This is a genomic window from Paraburkholderia sartisoli, assembly GCF_900107685.1.
Classification (GTDB): domain Bacteria; phylum Pseudomonadota; class Gammaproteobacteria; order Burkholderiales; family Burkholderiaceae; genus Paraburkholderia; species Paraburkholderia sartisoli.
The window spans coordinates 146,424-163,691 of sequence record NZ_FNRQ01000009.1 but is presented as its reverse complement, the minus strand read 5'-3'; the positions used below and the strand labels follow the sequence as shown (position 1 = coordinate 163,691).

Annotated in this window: 18 protein-coding genes; 9 read left to right on the top strand and 9 right to left on the bottom strand. The window is 62.2% G+C overall.

The genetic code is table 11. From position 1 onward, the window contains the following. Nucleotides 1–20: 20 nt before the first annotated feature. Nucleotides 21–1,100, bottom strand: coding sequence for a calcium:proton antiporter (locus BLV45_RS23525; protein WP_090537107.1), 1,080 nt, complete (start codon nt 1,098–1,100; stop codon nt 21–23). Nucleotides 1,101–1,216: 116 nt separating this feature from the next. Between BLV45_RS23525 and BLV45_RS23520 the strand changes: the two genes are divergently transcribed. Next, nucleotides 1,217–2,371 (top strand): acyl-CoA dehydrogenase family protein, encoded by a 1,155-nt coding sequence (locus BLV45_RS23520; RefSeq protein ID WP_090537105.1) that lies wholly within the window; start codon nt 1,217–1,219, stop codon nt 2,369–2,371. Between the two features lie 154 nt (nt 2,372–2,525). Here the strand turns inward: BLV45_RS23520 and BLV45_RS23515 are convergent, their stop codons facing one another. Beyond that, nucleotides 2,526–2,891 (bottom strand): BON domain-containing protein, encoded by a 366-nt coding sequence (locus BLV45_RS23515; protein ID WP_090537103.1) that lies wholly within the window; start codon nt 2,889–2,891, stop codon nt 2,526–2,528. Between the two features lie 238 nt (nt 2,892–3,129). On the opposite strand from BLV45_RS23515, the gene BLV45_RS23510 reads away from it, so the two are divergent. Together BLV45_RS23510 and BLV45_RS23505 are read left to right on the top strand one after the other, a co-directional pair. Then, complete coding sequence (locus BLV45_RS23510; RefSeq protein WP_245753498.1) at nt 3,130–3,783, top strand: DNA-3-methyladenine glycosylase; 654 nt, start codon at nt 3,130–3,132, stop codon at nt 3,781–3,783. A 223-nt stretch (nt 3,784–4,006) separates the two neighbouring features. Beyond that, a complete protein-coding gene (locus tag BLV45_RS23505; RefSeq protein ID WP_090537098.1) occupies nt 4,007–4,330 on the top strand; it encodes a DUF4148 domain-containing protein in 324 nt (107 codons plus the stop codon). 238 nt (nt 4,331–4,568) lie between these two features. Here BLV45_RS23505 and BLV45_RS23500 read toward each other — a convergent pair whose 3' ends face one another. After that, nucleotides 4,569–5,012: a CBS domain-containing protein gene (locus BLV45_RS23500; RefSeq protein ID WP_090537096.1), complete on the bottom strand. Its 444-nt coding sequence runs from the start codon at nt 5,010–5,012 to the stop codon at nt 4,569–4,571. Nucleotides 5,013–5,306: 294 nt separating this feature from the next. Between BLV45_RS23500 and ribA the strand changes: the two genes are divergently transcribed. Further along, a complete protein-coding gene (gene ribA, locus BLV45_RS23495) occupies nt 5,307–5,954 on the top strand; it encodes a GTP cyclohydrolase II (RefSeq protein WP_090537094.1) in 648 nt (215 codons plus the stop codon). A gap of 256 nt (nt 5,955–6,210) precedes the next feature. After that, nucleotides 6,211–6,363, top strand: a complete 153-nt coding sequence (locus BLV45_RS28010; RefSeq protein ID WP_245753495.1) for a hypothetical protein — start codon at nt 6,211–6,213, stop codon at nt 6,361–6,363. A gap of 736 nt (nt 6,364–7,099) precedes the next feature. On the opposite strand, the gene BLV45_RS23480 is transcribed toward BLV45_RS28010, so the two are convergent. The 5 genes from BLV45_RS23480 to BLV45_RS23455 form a co-directional block, all read right to left on the bottom strand. Then, entirely contained in the window at nt 7,100–8,539 is a 1,440-nt protein-coding gene (locus tag BLV45_RS23480; protein WP_090537090.1) for a sialidase family protein, read from the bottom strand. Between the two features lie 843 nt (nt 8,540–9,382). Further along, nucleotides 9,383–9,793 (bottom strand): DoxX family protein, encoded by a 411-nt coding sequence (locus BLV45_RS23470; RefSeq protein ID WP_407671054.1) that lies wholly within the window; start codon nt 9,791–9,793, stop codon nt 9,383–9,385. Between the two features lie 50 nt (nt 9,794–9,843). Next, nucleotides 9,844–10,659 (bottom strand): HvfC/BufC N-terminal domain-containing protein, encoded by an 816-nt coding sequence (locus BLV45_RS23465; protein WP_090537085.1) that lies wholly within the window; start codon nt 10,657–10,659, stop codon nt 9,844–9,846. Further along, nucleotides 10,631–11,521: an MNIO family bufferin maturase gene (gene bufB / locus BLV45_RS23460; RefSeq protein WP_090537083.1), complete on the bottom strand. Its 891-nt coding sequence runs from the start codon at nt 11,519–11,521 to the stop codon at nt 10,631–10,633. Before bufB ends, BLV45_RS23465 begins: the two co-directional genes overlap by 29 nt. A gap of 14 nt (nt 11,522–11,535) precedes the next feature. Then, entirely contained in the window at nt 11,536–11,868 is a 333-nt protein-coding gene (locus BLV45_RS23455) for a BufA1 family periplasmic bufferin-type metallophore (protein WP_090537081.1), read from the bottom strand. 132 nt (nt 11,869–12,000) lie between these two features. On the opposite strand from BLV45_RS23455, the gene BLV45_RS23450 reads away from it, so the two are divergent. From BLV45_RS23450 to BLV45_RS28000, 4 genes are read left to right on the top strand one after another with little or no spacing between them, the layout of a single operon-like run. Then, nucleotides 12,001–12,660: a sigma-70 family RNA polymerase sigma factor gene (locus BLV45_RS23450; protein WP_090537079.1), complete on the top strand. Its 660-nt coding sequence runs from the start codon at nt 12,001–12,003 to the stop codon at nt 12,658–12,660. Then, on the top strand, nt 12,657–13,313 hold the full coding sequence (locus BLV45_RS23445) for an NrsF family protein (RefSeq protein WP_090537077.1): 657 nt from the start codon (nt 12,657–12,659) through the stop codon (nt 13,311–13,313). Before BLV45_RS23450 ends, BLV45_RS23445 begins: the two co-directional genes overlap by 4 nt. A gap of 36 nt (nt 13,314–13,349) precedes the next feature. After that, nucleotides 13,350–13,742 carry a cation transporter gene (locus BLV45_RS28335; protein WP_456152343.1) on the top strand — a complete coding sequence of 131 codons (393 nt, stop codon included), beginning with the start codon at nt 13,350–13,352 and terminating at the stop codon, nt 13,740–13,742. A gap of 7 nt (nt 13,743–13,749) precedes the next feature. After that, on the top strand, nt 13,750–13,977 hold the full coding sequence (locus BLV45_RS28000; RefSeq protein ID WP_090537075.1) for a GDCCVxC domain-containing (seleno)protein: 228 nt from the start codon (nt 13,750–13,752) through the stop codon (nt 13,975–13,977). A 163-nt stretch (nt 13,978–14,140) separates the two neighbouring features. Here BLV45_RS28000 and BLV45_RS23430 read toward each other — a convergent pair whose 3' ends face one another. After that, on the bottom strand, nt 14,141–17,020 hold the full coding sequence (locus BLV45_RS23430; protein ID WP_090537170.1) for a bifunctional YncE family protein/alkaline phosphatase family protein: 2,880 nt from the start codon (nt 17,018–17,020) through the stop codon (nt 14,141–14,143). Nucleotides 17,021–17,268: the final 248 nt, after the last annotated feature.

Genomic DNA, 17,268 nt, shown 5'->3' with positions numbered 1-17,268 from the left:
CGTGCGCAAGGCCCGTGTCTTCAGGGTGCGATCGACAGGAACAGCCATGCGGCGAACAGCGACAGATGCACCGCGCCTTGCAGGATCGTGGTGCGGCCGGTGCCGAGCGTCAGCGTGCCGACCACGAGCGTGAGGAACAGCAGCACCATCTCCTTGCCGTCGATCCCGAGTTGCAGCGGCTGACCGATATAGAGAAACACGACCGCGACGGTGGGAATCGTCAGGCCGATACTCGCGAGCGCCGAACCGAGCGCGAGATTGAGGCTGGTTTGCAGACGGTCCGCGCGTGCGGCGCGCACTGCGGCGACCCCTTCCGGCAGCAGCACGAGCGCCGCGATCACGATCCCGACTACCGCGTTTGGCAGCCCCGCATTGGCGACCGCCGTTTCCACCACCGGCGAGAGCACCTTCGCCAGCAGCACGACCGCGACGAGACACACCACCAGCAGACCGGCACTGACGAGGGTCACGCGCACGCTGGGCGGCGCGACATGGACGTTTTCATCGGAGACGTCGGCCAGAAAGTAATCGCGATGCCGCACGGTCTGCACGAACACGAACACGCCATACAGCACGAGCGACGACACGCCCGCGAACGCCAGTTGCGAAGGCGTGAGCACGGGCCCGGCGGCGCTGGTGAAATTCGGCATCACCAGTGTCAGCACCGAAAGCGAAGCCAGCACCGCGAGCGCGGCGCTGGCGCCGCGAATCTGGAAGTCCTGCTCACGATGGCGAATGCCGCCTGCAAGCAGGCACATCCCCACAATCCCGTTACTGACGATCATCACCGCGGCAAACACCGTGTCGCGCGCAAGACCCGCCTTCTCGGGACCCGAGCTCAGCATCACGGAGACGACCAGCGCCACTTCGATCACCGTCACGGCGACGGCGAGCACCAGCGTGCCGAATGGCTCGCCCACGCGATGCGCGACGACTTCCGCATGGTGGACGCCCGCGAAGACCGCGCCCGCGAGCGCGGCGCCGACGAGCGCGAGCAGCACGGCATTGCCCGGCAGCAGCGCGGCGGCCGCGAGCACGAGCCAGCCGGCAATCGGCACCCACAGTGTCCAGCGCGGCAGCAGTGTCGATGATGTAGTCATGCGGGGCGTCCCTGTTCGGTGGGGGTGTCGGCCGGCGGCGGCAGAAGCGGCCAGCCCGTACATTAAAATAGTGAAATTATCGAAGCACGATGAAACTGCATTCTTGAGGAGACTCCGTGATCCGCAGTCAGGAAACCTTGAACATGCTGCTCGACAGCATCAGCCGCTTTGTTCGTGAGCGCCTCGTACCCAGCGAGGAAATCGTCGCGGAAACCGACCAGATTCCGGCTGGCCTGCTGGAGGAAATGAAAGATCTCGGTCTCTTTGGCCTTTGCCTGCCCGAAGAATACGGCGGCCTCGGTCTCACGATGGAAGAGGAAGTGCTTGCCGCGATGGAGCTTGGCAAGACCTCGCCTACGTTTCGCTCGGCGATCGGCAGCAACAACGGTATCGGCTCGACTGGCATTGTGATCGACGGAACGCCTGCGCAAAAGGAAAAGTATCTGCCGCGCCTCGCGTCGGGCGAACTGATCGGCTCGTTCTGCCTCACTGAACCGGAAGCGGGCTCGGATGCCGCGTCGCTGCGGACCACCGCCGTGCGCGACGGTGGTCATTATGTGCTGAACGGCACCAAGCGCTTCATCACGAATGCACCCGAAGCCGGGCTCTTTACCGTGATGGCGCGCACGGACCCGGCGGGTAAGGGGGCGGGCGCGATCTCGGCGTTCGTTGTCGAAGCCGGTACGGCGGGGCTGTCGCTTGGCAGGATCGATCGCAAGATGGGCCAGAAGGGCGCTCACACGTGCGACGTGATCTTCGAGAACTGTCGCGTGCCGGTGGAAAACCTCATCGGCGAAAAAGAAGGCGTCGGTTTCAAGACCGCGATGAAGGTGCTCGACAAGGGGCGCCTGCATATCGCGGCCGTCGCGACAGGCGCCGCCGAACGCATGCTGGCCGACGCGCTGCGCTATGCGATGGAGCGCAGGCAGTTCGGCAAGGCGATCGTGGAGTTCGAGCTGATCCAGGCGATGCTCGCCGACAGCAAGGCGGAAATCTACGCGTCGCGCTGCATGATCGTCGACGCCGCGCGCCGGCGCGACGCGGGCGAGAAGGTAACGGCCGAATCGTCGTGCGCGAAGATGTTCGCCACGGAAATGTGCGGACGGGTGGCCGATCGCGCCGTGCAGATTTTCGGCGGCGCGGGTTATATGAGCGAATATGGTATCGAGCGGTTCTATCGCGACGTGCGCCTTTTCCGCATTTATGAAGGCACCACGCAGATTCAGCAAATCGTCATTGCCCGTGAAATGCAGCGAAGCTTTGAAAGGTAAATGACGGCTTTAATCTTTGTTCAACAGCGCGTTGTTTAACAGCGCCGCTTATAAACCGGGTCTGAAAGCGCGTGATAAAGACGCGAGGACCATGAGAAAAAAACGCCGCCTCTTTCGAGAGCGGCGTTTGACCGTAATGAACCGGCCCGCTGTATTACGTGCCTTCCGGACGAACCGACAGCGCGTTTTTCACGGACGTCACGCCCGCCACGCCCTTGGCGACTTCTGTTGCCTTGTCGCTTTGAGCCTGTTCCGGCACCGTGCCTTGCAGCGTGACGGCGCCGTCGCGTGCGCGAACGGTGATGTTGGCGACGCTTACGCCCTTGGCCTTCGACAGCGCTGCACGCACCTTTTTCTGGAGCGCGCGGTTAGCTGCCTTGGTCGCCTTGTATTGCTGCTTGGCGCCAGCTGTCGTCGACGTATCGGGAGCCGTTGCGTCGCTCGCCTGAGCATAGGCACTGATCGATGCCACGACGAGAAGCGCGCTACCTGCCAGTTTGATTGCGTGGATTGCCTTCATGCATTTTCTCCTGTTGTCACAATTTTGCGCGGGTCCCGGGCGGAACCGTTGCACTACACCACCAAGGTACTTCTGGACTGAGTCGCGATGGAACGGTGTTCGGGTATTGCGTTGTATATGGCGATAATGCGGACAGAAGCGCTAAAAGACCTGCGAGTATGTTTGTTCAGTTGTGCCGGAAGGTAAAGATACCTCAAATGGTGCCATAGTGACTGCCACGCGACCACGAAATGAGGCTTTGACGCAACGCATCACGCCGCACCCCCCGCGGATCGTGCCGCTCAGGCGCGACGAGCTGCCCGTCGACACGATAGAACTCGCGCGTTTCATGCTCGGCAAATATCTCGTTCACGATATGCCGGAAGGGCGTATCAGCGGGCGGATCGTCGAAATGGAAGCCTATCCGCTGGGCGACTCGACAAGCCATGCCTTTCAGGGGCGTCGCCCCTATAACGGGTCGATGTTTCTCGAGCGCGGCCATGCGTATGTGCGACTGACATACGGCACAGCGTACATGCTCAATATGTCGAGCGAAACCGCCGGCATCGGCGCGGGCGTTTTGCTTCGCGCCGTCGAGCCTGTCGATGGCATCGCGCTCATGGAAGCGAGGCGGCCGCGCGTGCCGCCGCGCGACCTCGCACGTGGGCCCGGGCGGCTGACGATGGCGTTCGGCATCGGCCAGTCGTTCGACGGCCGCGATCTGTGTACCGGACACGACTTGTGGATCGGCAAGGGCGAAGGCGAGGCGGACCCCATCGTCGCGGCGACAAAACGGATTGGCCTTTCACGCGAAATGCATCGGCCGTTGCGTTTTTATCTGCCCGCCAGCGTGTATGTCAGCGGCCCGCGCCGACTTCTTTTAGCGCCCTCGTCGGACGTATCCGGCGTCTGAAACCAGGATTCCCTTCAATCGTTTACGATCCCTGCGATTATTACGGCAAATAACGACTGACGAGGCTTTCAACAAGCTCACATGCCAGCATTCTTGCGAATCTCGCAAGTGTTTATGCCTGAAATAAGGGTTTCCCCTCTGTTTGATGGTGCCTACACTGAACAGACGCGCTCAACACATCGTGTGTTTTGCGCAGGCAACAAGAAAGTTCTGGAGGTGAGTCATGAAATCTCTGATCAAAGCTGTTGTCGTTGCTTCAATCCTTGCTGCTCCGGTTGTTTCGTTTGCCCAGACGAACCAGCCCGTCACCCGCGCTGAGGTGCGTCAGCAACTGATCCAGCTGGAACAGGCGGGTTACGACCCGGCGCGTAGCGATCCGCAATATCCGGCCGATATCCAGGCCGCCGAGCAGCGGGTGAATGCACAGAACATGGCGCAGGCGCCGGTCGCCGATACGAGCGGTTACGGTGCGGGCACGCACGGCTCGTCGCAAGCGGGCGCTGCGGATATGACGCCGCAACAGCGGAACGTCTACTTCGGCAATTAGGCGCTCGCTGTCAGCCGTTGCGTTAGCTGACGGCTAACGCCTGGCATGGTGCCCGTCTGCCAGGTGCCGCAAGCCGGCTTTCGCCCCGGGCGTGCAGATGCCCGTCGGTGAAAGCCGGCGCAATTTGTTTCAGGAAACCTCCGCCGCCATACAGGTGGCTTCGCCCATTCCTCGCGGTCTGGGCGCTTTTTCGTTGTCGCGCGCCGCGTGATGCGCGGCGACTGCAACGCGGATGCCGCTACGCGGGCCGCTCTCCCGTGATGTACAGCTCCAGTTGCTGGATCGTGAACTGCTGCTCCGCGATGATGTTCTTCACCAGATCGCCGATCGACACCATGCCGACGAGTTTTTCCCTGTCGATGACGGGCAGATGACGCATGCGGAAGTCGGTCATGATCGCCATGCAGTCGTCGGTGGTCTGTTCGGGCCGCACGAATCGCACCGCGCGGCTCATGATGTCGCGCACGGGCGTCGCCTTCGATGCGCGATCCATCAGCACGACCTTTCTCGCGTAGTCGCGTTCGGTGATGATGCCGGCGATGCTGTCGCCGTCCACGACGACCAGTGCGCCGATCTGTTTGTCTGCCATCAGTTTGATCGCGTCGTAGACGGAATCCCCGGTCGTGACCGTGTAGACGGTGTTGTCCGGTTTCATTTTGAGTACTTGCGCAACGCTTGTCATGGAGCGGCTCCGTATCGCAATGCAGCACGTCGGTGGGTGGCGCGCTGTCGTGTGGACAGGCGATTCCAGTATAGGCGTGCGCGGCCGTTGCGTGGCACGTGGCGGCGTGCGGTGTGCCACGTGCGGCGTGCGGTGCGTGACGCAGAGGCATGGCGTTCCGTGGGCTGAATCGGTGCATGATGCCGATTAGCGGTAAACTCCAGTCCAGTCTTGATCCGGCCTTAACGCCGGAATCGATCTCCGGGTTTTCATCCCGGCCATGCACCAGATTTGTCCGCACTCTTGTCTAACGCCATGTCCACGCCTCACGTACCGTCCACGAACTGCGCATCCGACGACAGCGAATGCGTCGTGCTCGACGCCACCGCCACGCTCCCCACCCGTTATGGCACGTTCACGTCATACGTCTTTCGCGTCGTCGAAAACGGCGCGGAACATCTCGCGCTGGTGATGGGCGACATCACGACCGGCAAGTCCGTGCTGACGCGTCTGCATTCGGAATGTCTGACGGGCGACGTGCTGGGTTCGTATCGGTGCGATTGCGGCGAGCAGCTCGATCAGGCGTTGCGCTATATCGCCGCGGAAGGCTGTGGCGTGCTGCTGTATCTGCGCGGTCACGAAGGACGCGGCATTGGCCTTAGCAACAAGATCCGCGCCTACGCGCTGCAGGAGCAGGGGCGCGACACCGTCGAAGCGAACCTCGATCTGGGCCTGCCCGACGACGCACGCGAATACGACTCGGCGGCCGCGATCCTGCGTCTGCTGAAAGTCACCTCCGTGCGCCTGATGAGCAACAACCCCAAGAAGTTCGACACGCTCACGAAGCACGGTATTCCGGTGTGCGAACGCGTGGCGCTCGCCATTCCGGTGCGCGAGGAAAACGAGCGTTATATCCGCACGAAGCAGGTCAAGTTCGGACACTACTTCGAAGAAAACGAGTGATGGAAATTCACGCGTCTCAGGGATGCTTTGGCCGCGGGTCAACACTTGACCTTTGACGGCTTTCCTGGGCTTCGCCTGAAGGCGGGCCGGACGTCGTCGTTCGTGGATCTACCGCTACAAGTCGCCTGTCGACGATCGCATGCGTCAGGTGAAGCCTGGCGAATGACCCGCCATGGGATTTCCCGTGGCCATAGCGGAGTGGGAGCTGAAGCGACCGGCGAGAGACAACGGGCCCGATCCAGCCGCCGAAAAGCGGGTGAAGCGCCAGTCCCTGGTGGTGTCGCGTGCGCTTGACGCTTATACGGTCAAGCAGATTTGCATGGGTTACATGGGCGGATATCTCGAACCCAATCGCAAACAGAAGGGTGTGCTCGAGGTGCGGCGCATGTTCAAGTCGATGTTGTGCTGATACCGGCTGGCAGCTTGCCGGCGGCTTCGATCACGCACACGCAGTCGTTTGTGTCGGCACTGAACGCGTTGGTTCGCGCTTGTCAACGACACCGTGACACCCGTTGCTGGTCCTGCGAGCGGATGCACACCAGTCGAATTCCGTCCGGCCGACAAAGTGGCCTGGGCGATGGCGGTCTAATCCTGGTCGTCCTCGTGACGATGATGTTTCCAGCCTTTATGCCAGCCGTTGTCGTGCCAGTACGGGCGCTCCCGGTATTCCCCCTCATACGGATAACCATAAACAGCAGGTGCTGGCGCGTAAATCACTGGAGGTGCCTGATATACGACGGGCGGTGGCGCTTCGATGACTGGCCCGGGAAAGCCGAAAAAAACGCCGACGTCAACGTGAGCGGACGCCCCTGTCGACACGCAGACAGTGGCCAGTCCAACGGCGCACAGCGTCATGGTTCGCTTGAACATATTTGCCTCTGATTTGCCGTCGTTCCGGACGTGCTTTCCCTGTTACCGGTTAAATGATATAGGGTGGCAAAACGAGCAGTGAAACCTCATTGTCGCTTGTGTAACAACAGGTAACGGATGAACATGTCGGCGCCCGGTGAGCCTCGCGACGGCAACGACTGACGTATCGCAAAGCCGGGTTACCCGTTTCGCAGGCCAATCACAAACTGGAAGTCGGACCGCTCAGGCATCCGTCCCGGGCGGTCCGCTACTTCGTCCACCAGCGCTTGCGCAAACTACGGTGCAGCGAATACGTCCGTCCGATTGGCGGTGTTCCCCGAGTTCGTCTGCATGAAAAATGGCAGGAACGCGGCACCTCTCGCGTCCAGCCCCGCATAGTCCCCGATGAAGAAGCCTTCCGCATTCGGCGCGGTCTTCATGTCGAAGGGGCCGGCAAGATGCAGTTCACTGCCGAAGCTTTTTGCGCCATCGACCGACGTGGTGCGCCAGTAGTTCGTCGGTAGTATTGTGGTGTCACCGGGCGCCAGGTCGCGGAAATCGTAGTAGGTGACCGCAACGGTCCCCGCGGAATTGACACGAACCGACGGATTGAACGCCGGCCTTCCCCTGGGTGTGTTGACGCGGAGCGGCGCGCTCCAGGTCTGGCCGCCGTCGGTGGATGTCGACAGCGCGATTTCATCGAACAGGCCGCCACTAAAGCGCGAATCCTGCCAGACGACGTAGAGCTGCCCGGTGGCCGGATCGATCGCGGGCTCAGGAATGATATCGCCTGTGCGCACCGGCTCCCCGGTGTTCGGATCGACGACGGAGACGGTCTCCAGCCCGGCGATGATCCGGGGTTTCGTCCAGGTTGCGCCATCGTCGGTCGACTTGATGAAGGCGACCTTGCCGGCCGCTTTACTGAACGGCGGAGTGATGAGGTTGAAGAAGTCGTAGAGCGTGCCGTTCTGCGAGTTGACCACGATCTGGTTGCCGATGGTCTGCTGCCGCGACGGTACGTTCACGATGACTGACGGCGAACTCCAGGTCAGACCGCCGTCGACTGTCTTCGCAAAGAACGTCGGTCCCCGGAAAGCGGCCGTATGCAGATTGGCGTACGGATTGCCGTTTGGCAGTTCGAGCCGGTCCCATACTGCGTAAGCGACACCGGCTTTGACAGGATTGGCCGTCACCGACTCCTTGTCATTGAAGAACTGCACGGTGGGCTCGTTGTTCGCGATGATGACGCTCAGATTGCTCCAGGTCAGGCCGCCGTCCTTCGACACAGCGGCCGCGACCGCGTTGTTGTTGTTCGACTGGTTGAACGAGATCGACACGGAGTAGGCCGTGCCGTCGGGTCCAATGGAGACCCACGGGTCGGAGGCACGTTCGTATCCGAGCCCGCCCGCGCATGCGCTGAACGGCTGGGCGACCGGTTTCGTCCACGTCAGGCCACCATCGAACGAAGATGCAGCAGCGAGACCGTGTGCGCCACCGTTTGACCAGCGGTCCTGCTGCCACACACCGATGATGTTCGACGGGTTCGCCGGGTTCACCGCGACCCACGGTTCGACCTCGGCGTTCAGGTAATTCGTGCCGGGGCCGCCGATCACGCAGGTGGCAAACGGGTTGGAACTGGACACGAGGACCGGCGCTGCCCAGGCCGGCGTGCCGGCCGCTATCGCAAAGACAAGGGGAAGTCCGATCAGACGTGCGTCAGGCTTGTTGCGTCGCATGGAAGACTCCTGATTCATATGCGGCCCACGACAGCCAGATCGATAGTTTTCTGGTAGCGACAAGGCATCGGGCGCGGCATGGCGTCTGCTCGCCCAGGGTCTCAACGATGGTATCGTCGGCGCGCCTTGTTCCCGGCATTCTTTGCTCGCCACACTCACTACCGCTTCAACTGCCACAGGCCGCGAGCGCTGGTTACCGTCAGCGCGTCGGCCACGACTTCATCACGGATGGTCAGCCTGTTCCCCGGCCATCGGCACCTGTACCGCCAACGAAACGTGACCAACGCTACTGCGCCGACGTCCATTACCAGGATGATTGCAATGGACTTTAGGTCGTCAGTAGCCGGCCTTGCATGAAATTTTTGTAACAGAAACGGGACCTGTCCAATGCGGAAAGCGGCAAGGGCCTGAGACACGGAAGAGAGGCCCGTGACGCCTGCTGCACAAAGGCGTGCTGGTGTTTGTCGTATTCCGGAGTAAGAGCATTCATATGAACTGAAGTCGTGACGTTCGTCCGGTGTGTCCGCGCACGAGCCCATCGATGTCGCTACGGATCGATATCGTGTCCGGACTGCCGCGCGAGATGCGCGCGCCGTTGGGGCCTTGCACGCGCGCACTCCTTGAAGCGTTGGGCGATCTGCGTCGGCGCGATCGGCTGCGGGCGGTAAGTCGCGCATCCCGTCGCATGACGCTGGCGAGGCGCATCGGTTGGTGTATAGCGACATCGACGATGTCTGCTGGCCGTCGTCGAGATGGCGACGGACATGGATGCTATGCAGGGGGCTGTGGAGCACTCGCCAAGAAGGCGTCAGGTTTTTGTGAAGTCAGCCTGCCTTTGGCGAATTAACCGATCCAGCGCTTTCGTAGCCAGTGGTCGACAGACCAGCTTCCGGCACCACGGCATAGCAGCACCAGCAGCATGGCAGCCCACTGGATATGGGTGGGCCAGGCCTGCGGATAGACGAATATCTCGATGACGGTTGTCATGCCCAGAAGTACGAACGCCGCAGGCCGGGTTGCGAGGCCAGATATCAGCAGGACCGGCGTTGTCAATTCGATCGACACGGCCATGTACGCTGCAAGCTCGGGCGGCAGGAGCGGCAATCTGTATTCGTCGCGGAACAGGTCAAGGGCGGTCTCCCAGTTCGCCAGTTTGGTCATCGCGGAGTTCCAGAAGATCGTGGCAACCGCAATACGTAACGGAATGGCGAGGAGCGCATACGGTACACGCTCGAGCCATCCGGCAAGACGCATGATTCGACCGCTATTGAGCGGCGACAGGGTGACGGGTTGATGAGGGCGTGTCATGTGCGGGTCCTCCGGATCTCGCCTGCAACTGCCTCGGGAACCACGTTGACTTCCGCAAGGCATCCACTGGCCAGAAGCGTGGCGAGCACGCTGTGCGCATCGTCGCATCGTGTCCCTTCCAGTGCCGCGGACAACGGCTTTCCCGAAAACAGGTCCGCTGCAAGGCGCCATTCGCACTCGCCCAGACGTATTACGTCGATACGGTTCTGCGTTCGATGAACGAGCAGCCAGACAGGGCCTTCCGCGAGATCGACCGCGGTCATGGCCCGTTCATCGCGCTCCAGTACCGCGCGCCAGATGTTGTCGGCCGGAAATTCACATCGCAGCAGGCGTACCGCAGGGTGAGGCTCGAAACGCAATTGCGCGGACCCTGCCTCGCTCAGTGCTGTCAGGCGCGCGATATCGAGCGGCTGGACGTCGGGTGCATGCAGGACAAGGTTGACATGCCATTCCAGGCGCGCCACGTCGGCGAGGTAAGGGACTGGGGCTGCCTGCGGTAACCGGCCCAGAAAGTCCGGAAATTCCGCGCCGTACTCATCCAGCCAGGCACTTCGCGGCGGAGCCTGCGCAACGAACAATCCCGCGGCCCCCTCGAAAAACTCCGGACCGACGAGGCGCTGCACGGCCGGGAAGGCCAGGCGAAGAGCCGTGACGAGCACGCTGGCGCAGGTGTTCCGGTAAATGCCGAGCCGTGCGCCGGCGTCCAGGCCGTCCGCGATCACCCAGGCAGACGCTTCGCCGTCAGTGGGTTCGAGCAGGCTGCGCTGTATCGCCTGCTGCAGTTCAAGCAGCGTTGGCGCGGATGCGTTCATGGCATTGCCTCTCCAGTTCCGTCCCGGCGAGGGCGGCCTCTTCGATCAGGGTTTCGATCGGCGGCACATCGGTGTCCCATTCGATCAATGTCGGAACCGGCCCGAAGCGCTCGAGTGCCTCGCGATAGAGCGCCCAGACTTCCGGTGCGACGCGTGAACCGTGGTCGTCGATGCGTAATGTCTTCCCGTGATCGAGTTGCCGGACGCTGTGCCCGGCGAGGTGAATTTCGCCGACCGCGGCCGGAGGCAAGGCATCGAGGTAGGTCGTCGCATTCCAGCCGTGATTGCAGGCGCTGACGTAGATGTTGTTGACGTCGCACAGGATGCCGCAACCGGTGTGTTGCGCGACCTGAGCGAGGAATTCCCACTCTGGAATCGTCGAGTGACTGAAACGCAGACAGGTCGACGGGTTCTCCACCAGGATGCGTCGCCTGAGGCAAGTCTGCACTTCATCCACGTGAAGGCAAACGACGCTCAACGCTTCTTCGGTCATCGGCAGTGGCAACAGGTCGGCCAGATACGTGCCGCCGGTGACGCTCCATGCCAGATGTTCTGAAACGAGGCCGGGTTCGAACCGTTCGACCGCACTGCGCACCCGCGCCAGATGCACGGCATCGAGCCCGTCGGCACTCCCGATGGACAGCCCCACGCCATGCAGCGACACCGGATAGTCGCGGCGAATCGTATCCAGGTATTGAGGTGCGCTACCGCCGCCCATGTAGTTCTCGGTATGCACCTCGAACCAGGCGAGCGCGGGTCGCGTGTCGAGCACAGGCTGGTGATGGCGAAAGCGAAGTCCGATGCCGGCCTTCACCGGGATCGGGCTGGACGCTTCCTGCACGTGAAGCACGGTAACGCTCATCAGCGGGTATCGGTTCAGCTTGCCTTAAGCTTGCCACCCTGGATCTTGGAGCAGTCACCCGCCGGCAGCAGCACGAACGACTTCGGATCGCGTGCCTGGGTGGCCTGGCCTGCACACGAATGGGCGCCCTCGGCACAGTCGTTCTTCGCGACCGAATTGACGCCGTAACATTTTTCCAGCTTGTTCTTCTGCATTCGCATCATGTTGTCCTGAACAACCTGCGGCATCTTGCTCATGTCCTTCATCTCCTGCGCCTGTCCCGGCAACGCCTGCATCGCAAGCGCGAGACCGATCGCGGCGGACAGGGTCGAAGCGGCCAGTAGCGGCTTACCCAGTTGCGTACTCATTTTGCATCCTCCTGAGGTTGGGGTCGCAGAATCGCAACCTGCAGGAAGATTCGTCGGACGACGGTTAAAGGTTACGCTGCGCGCAAAATTTATTTTTTACGAAAGCGTCCGCCCGACGTGCAGAATTCATACATGTCCTCCAGAACGCACCGCCGTGGCCCAACGCTGAGCGTCGTACCGGATGCTCACAATGCGGCCGGGGCCGATCACCCGCCTGAAACATCGGAGACGCGCCCCGATGGCACGCTCGACTGGTCGATCCTGATGGCTCGCGCGCAAGCGGGCGACCGGGACGCGTACCGGCGTCTGCTCGAAGCGATCACGCCGTATTTGCGGGCGCTCGCGTCCCGCCAGACTCGCAACCGGAGCGACGTCGAAGATACCGTTCAGGACATTCTGCTGACCGTCCACACGGTGCGTCAGACGTACGACCCGGCCCTTGCGTTTGGCCCGTGGCTGATCACCATCGCCAACCGGCGCATCGTCGACAGGTTGCGACGTCAGGGGCGCCTCGGCGCACACGAAGCACCGTTCGATCCGGAACATGAAACCTTTCGGGCTGCTGAAACGAATCTGCAGGAAGAGGCGGTGGATGCCCGTATGCTGCGTGACGCTATTGAGCACCTGCCGGCCAGACAACGGGACGCCATACGCATGCTGAAACTCGAAGAGATGTCGCTAAAGGAAGCCGCTGCCGCGAGCGGCATGTCTGTGGCTGCACTGAAAGTGGCCACGCATCGGGCACTGAAGAGTCTGCGCGGGTTGATCGAAAAGCGGGGTGGCCGGTCATGACATCAACGTCCGATCTGATCGATTCGCTGGTCGCAGACGCAAAGCCGGTGAGGCGCCTGCGACCGCCTGTGACGCGGGCCCTGTGCTGGCTGCTGTTTGCGGCGCTGATGCTGACGCTCGTCGCGATTGTGCATGGCGTTCGCCCCGACCTGATGCTCAAGCTGCGTCAGCCTGCCTTTGTCGTCGGCGTGGCGGCCGCCCTGATCACCGCCGTGCTCGCCTCGACGGCGTCGTTCATTGCGAGCGTGCCGGGCCGGTCGCGACGGTGGCTATGGTTACCTGCGCCCGCCGTGGTGGTGTGGATATCCACCATTGGCTATGGCTGTCTGACACACTGGGTGAGCATCGGGCCGGACGGGATGTCGCCGGGGGAAACCGCGCGCTGCTTTGCGACGCTCGCGATCACCGGTATCCCGCTGTCGCTGGTGATGCTCATCATGCTGCGGTACGTGGCGCGCCTCGCTCCAGCGCCTGTTGTGATGACGGGAAGCCTGGCCGTTGCCGCGATGACCGCGACCGCTCTGTCGCTGTTCCATCCACTCGATGCGACGATCATGATCCTGATGTGGAACTTCGGCGTGGCGACGCTGCTCATCGCCCTCAGCGGCTTGTATGGACGCCGGTTGTTCGGCTGGATGACGCCGCAGGGATGAGTCAGTCTGACAGCGACGGTCGGTGATGGTGCGCCTGTGGACGAGATACTGAACGTTCGCGCTACTACGGTATATGGAGGCGCGCGGGCAAGCTGCCTGGATGAAATGGACATGACATCGCTCACCGGAAAGGGCTCACTGATCGCCGGCGTACTGGCCGCCCCCGGTGCGTCGGTGTGCTGTGTCGCACCGCGCATGGCGCTGGCCGCCGCGCCGAAAACTATCACGCTTGACGTGAAGAACATGACATGCGAATGCTGTCCGGTCACGGTGCGGAAGTCGCCTGAAAAAGTACCCGGCGTGAGCGCCGTGAAAGTCGGTTTCGACAGGAAAACGGCGACGATCACCTGTGACCCCGGCAAGGCGCAGCCCGAGGCGCTGACCAGGGCGGCCACGAATGCGGGCTATCTCTCGACTCTACAGAAGTGAGGCCGCGATGGATGCGATCGTTCTGGAATCCGTGCTGACCTGTCCGCACTGTGGCTTTGCCCGACAGGAAACCATGCCCACGGATGCCTGCCAGTTCTTTTACGAGTGCAGCCACTGCAAGGTCCTGCTGCGAGCCAGGCCGGGCGACTGTTGCGTATTCTGCTCGTTCGGTTCCGTGAAGTGCCCGTCGATGCAACAGCAGCGCGGTTGCTGCGGGGAGGGGGAAGCCCGCTAGATGATTTTCAACCTGGAGGTATATGACGGCCCGGGGCTGGATCGTGGCGGTAGCACCTTCGAACCTGTGAACCACGAGCCGAAGACCCGGGCAACTGCGCGTTGAGTTGCAGGTGGACATCCGGATGCCCACCTGCCGGCTTCACGATCGATCAATCCCGCAATCAGTCGTCGTCCTTCATGGCCATCTTCTGCGGGTTACCCTTGATCCGCGGGTAAGGCTTGCCGCTCATCATGCCCTTCCACAGCACGCGGTTGAACTGATCCGCTGGTACTTCGTCGGCGTCGTCGAAATTGAACTTCGCCGTCACCCTGGCCCAGTACGTCGCATCGTGCTTCGGCGCGACGTCCGCGCCGGCCGCAAACTTCGTACCGGCTTCCTCTGTCATCTGGGCCAGCTGGGTCGTCTTCAGTACCGTCGAGGCGACGGCCGTGTAATTCCACGAGGCCGAACCGTGCACGTCGAACACGTCGGCCATCGGACGCTGGTAAGCGGTGTTGAGGTTCATGTGCTGCGTGCCGAGTACGTCTTCGATCGTGCGCAGCGCATTGACCTGGCTGTAACCCGTCCGGATCACCGCACCCTGCTTCACGTAGGGGCCGACGATATACGCCGGGCCACGATGCGAGTCCACATGGTCGGGACCATCCTGCACATCGTCTTCGGTCACGACGATCAGCGTGTCGTTCGCGTACGGGCTCTTCGCGACCGCTTCAACCAGGCGGCCGACGGCGAGGTCGTTGTCGGCCTGCTGCGTCTCCGGTGTGTTCACGCCCGCAAAGGCAGTGCCGAACGAACCCATGTGATCATGGGACAGGCGCACCAGTGACAGAGTCGGCAGATTGCCGCCCGCGACATACTGGTCGAATTCGCGCTTCCACTCGTTGAAACGCCACTGATCCGGATAGTTCTGGTCGAAGCCGCGGAAGTAGGTGTCAGTCAGCGACGCGAGTTTCGGATCGAGCGGTGCGACCTGGACGATGCCCGCTGCACGGGGATCCGTCACGGGACTGGCTGCGGTGCCGATGCTGCCGATATTGTTCACGAGGAATCCGTAATTGCGGACCGTGCCGCCGGCCGCGAGTACCGCGTCGAAGATGTAGCCCTGCTGGTGGCCGAACGGTGCGTCAGATGACGCATGGTTGCCCGTGCCCGTCAGCACGTTGTCCGTGCCACCCGTGACGCTGGCCGTGTTGTTGCTGTAGTTCGTGGTGCCGCTGGGACCGGCTGCCGCGTCGCGCTGCTGGACCGTCGCCCAGTTGACGGGCACGTTGCGGTTCGAGCCCTCGCTGTCATATGACAGGCCGCGATTGACCGCCGCATAGTTCATCTGCTGCGTGAGCGTCTCGGTATTGGTGACCCGGCCCTGCAGCGCCCACGACCAGCCGTCCATGCTGCCGTCGCCGGGGTTCATGAAGTTGTCGAGCGTCACGAACTGGCTCGCCAGACGATGGAAGTTCGGCGTGATGGTCCGGCCAAACTGGCTCAGTCGCGGATCGCCGTTGCCGCCGTTGCCGAGATCACCAAGGATCTGGTCGTACGTACGGTTTTCCTTGACGATGTAGATCACGTGCTTGATGTGATTGTGCAGGAAGCCCATCACCTCGTTGTCCTGGTCATTGGATTCCGGGCGATAGAAGTTGTTGCGCGCGACCTGCTGCGTGAGCCGCGGCAGGTCGTTATCTGCTGGCACGGGCGCACTGACCAGCGATGCGCGCTCGAGCTGGAACTGGTATTCGTTCGACGCACGCGCGGCGGCCGCCTGTGCCGCGGTGCCGCCCGACAGGTGGTCCGGGTTCGGACCGGTCACACTCTTGCCGTTCACGACATACATCCACGAACCGTCTGCGCTGAACGTCACGTCATGCGGTTCGAACGCAGTTGGGATCAGGCCGGTCACATGGAATGCGCGCGGGCCGCGCAGCGGAATCACCGCGATCTCGTTGGCGCCGGCATTCGTCGCGTACAGTGTGCCGCCGTCGCGCGACAGCGTCACCGAGTAGGTGCCCGCGCCAGTATGTTCCTGACGATGGTCGAGCACGCCGGCCGGCGCGCGCGCATCGATTCTGGCCACCACGGCATTCGCGCTGGTATTGATCACCGCGACCTGGTCTGCATTGTCCTGTGCGACGTACAGCAGCGACTGCGATGCGTCCAGCGTCATGCCGAGCGCGTTGCCGTCGAGCTTGATGCGCTTGACCAGGCGGCCGTGTGACGGCGACGAGATATCGATTGCGACGATTTCGCGATCGCGGTCCGACGAGACATAAGCCGTGTTGTTGCCCTTCACGACCACCGCGAACGGATAGGTGCCGCCGACACCGCCCGGCGTGCCCTCGTTGCCGGAGAAGAACGGGCGCAGATCGTGCTCGTAACGCACCGAACTGGAGGCGGTATCGATCACGCTGATCGAATCGTTGTAGTTATTGGCCACCACGAGCGTCTTGCCGTCGGCCGACAGCGCGAGACCCCCCGCGTTCGGCTGCACGCCGATCCCCACACCCTTGCCGCCATGGCCGAGCGCGATCGTGGCCGACTGCACCCATGCGCCGCCGTGCTGGGCGTAAACCTGGACGATGTCATCCTTGCCGCCCGTCGCATACAGCGTATTGCCGTCGTGCGAGAACACGAGGCCCACGAACGCGTTCGTCTGGTGGATCACCTGCCTGAGCTGCGGCCGGGTCTTGTTCGCGCCCGACACGTCGTACAGGAAGATGTACTGCGTCGAGTTGGCCGTGTCGACCGAACCGTCCGCGTTGTACAGCGAGTTCTGGCCCGCGGTGATGATCGCGAGCGTCTTGCCGTCCGGGCTCAACTGCGAACGCACGGCTTCGCCGGCCACGAAATTCGGATGGGCCGGCAGGCCCGGATTCAGATATTGCTGAACCGCGCCGCGCATGACCAGCGGCGTGATCGACTGACCGCTCGGCACGCGTGCGGTGTCGACAGCGTTGAGGTTGTCAGCGTGAGACTGCGCTGCGAGCAGCACGGCCGACATGATGACGCCGAGCCTGAGCCCAGTCACGATATTGCGGGTTTTCATTTTCATAGGATTCCTCATTGCGCAATGGGCATGCCGGACCAGCGACAGGTCAGGCATGACAGGCATGGCCCGGCGCCGCTGCACGCCGTGGAGATGTGCCGGAATGTAATTTCTGGATATGTCGAACTGGACCTGTCGAGCGAACCTCTCATCGGCCAGTGGGGCTTGGCCGACAAAGCGATATTAGGTCACCGACGAATGTCAACAGGATGACGTGTTCCAGGCGAGATTCGACGATTACAGATTGT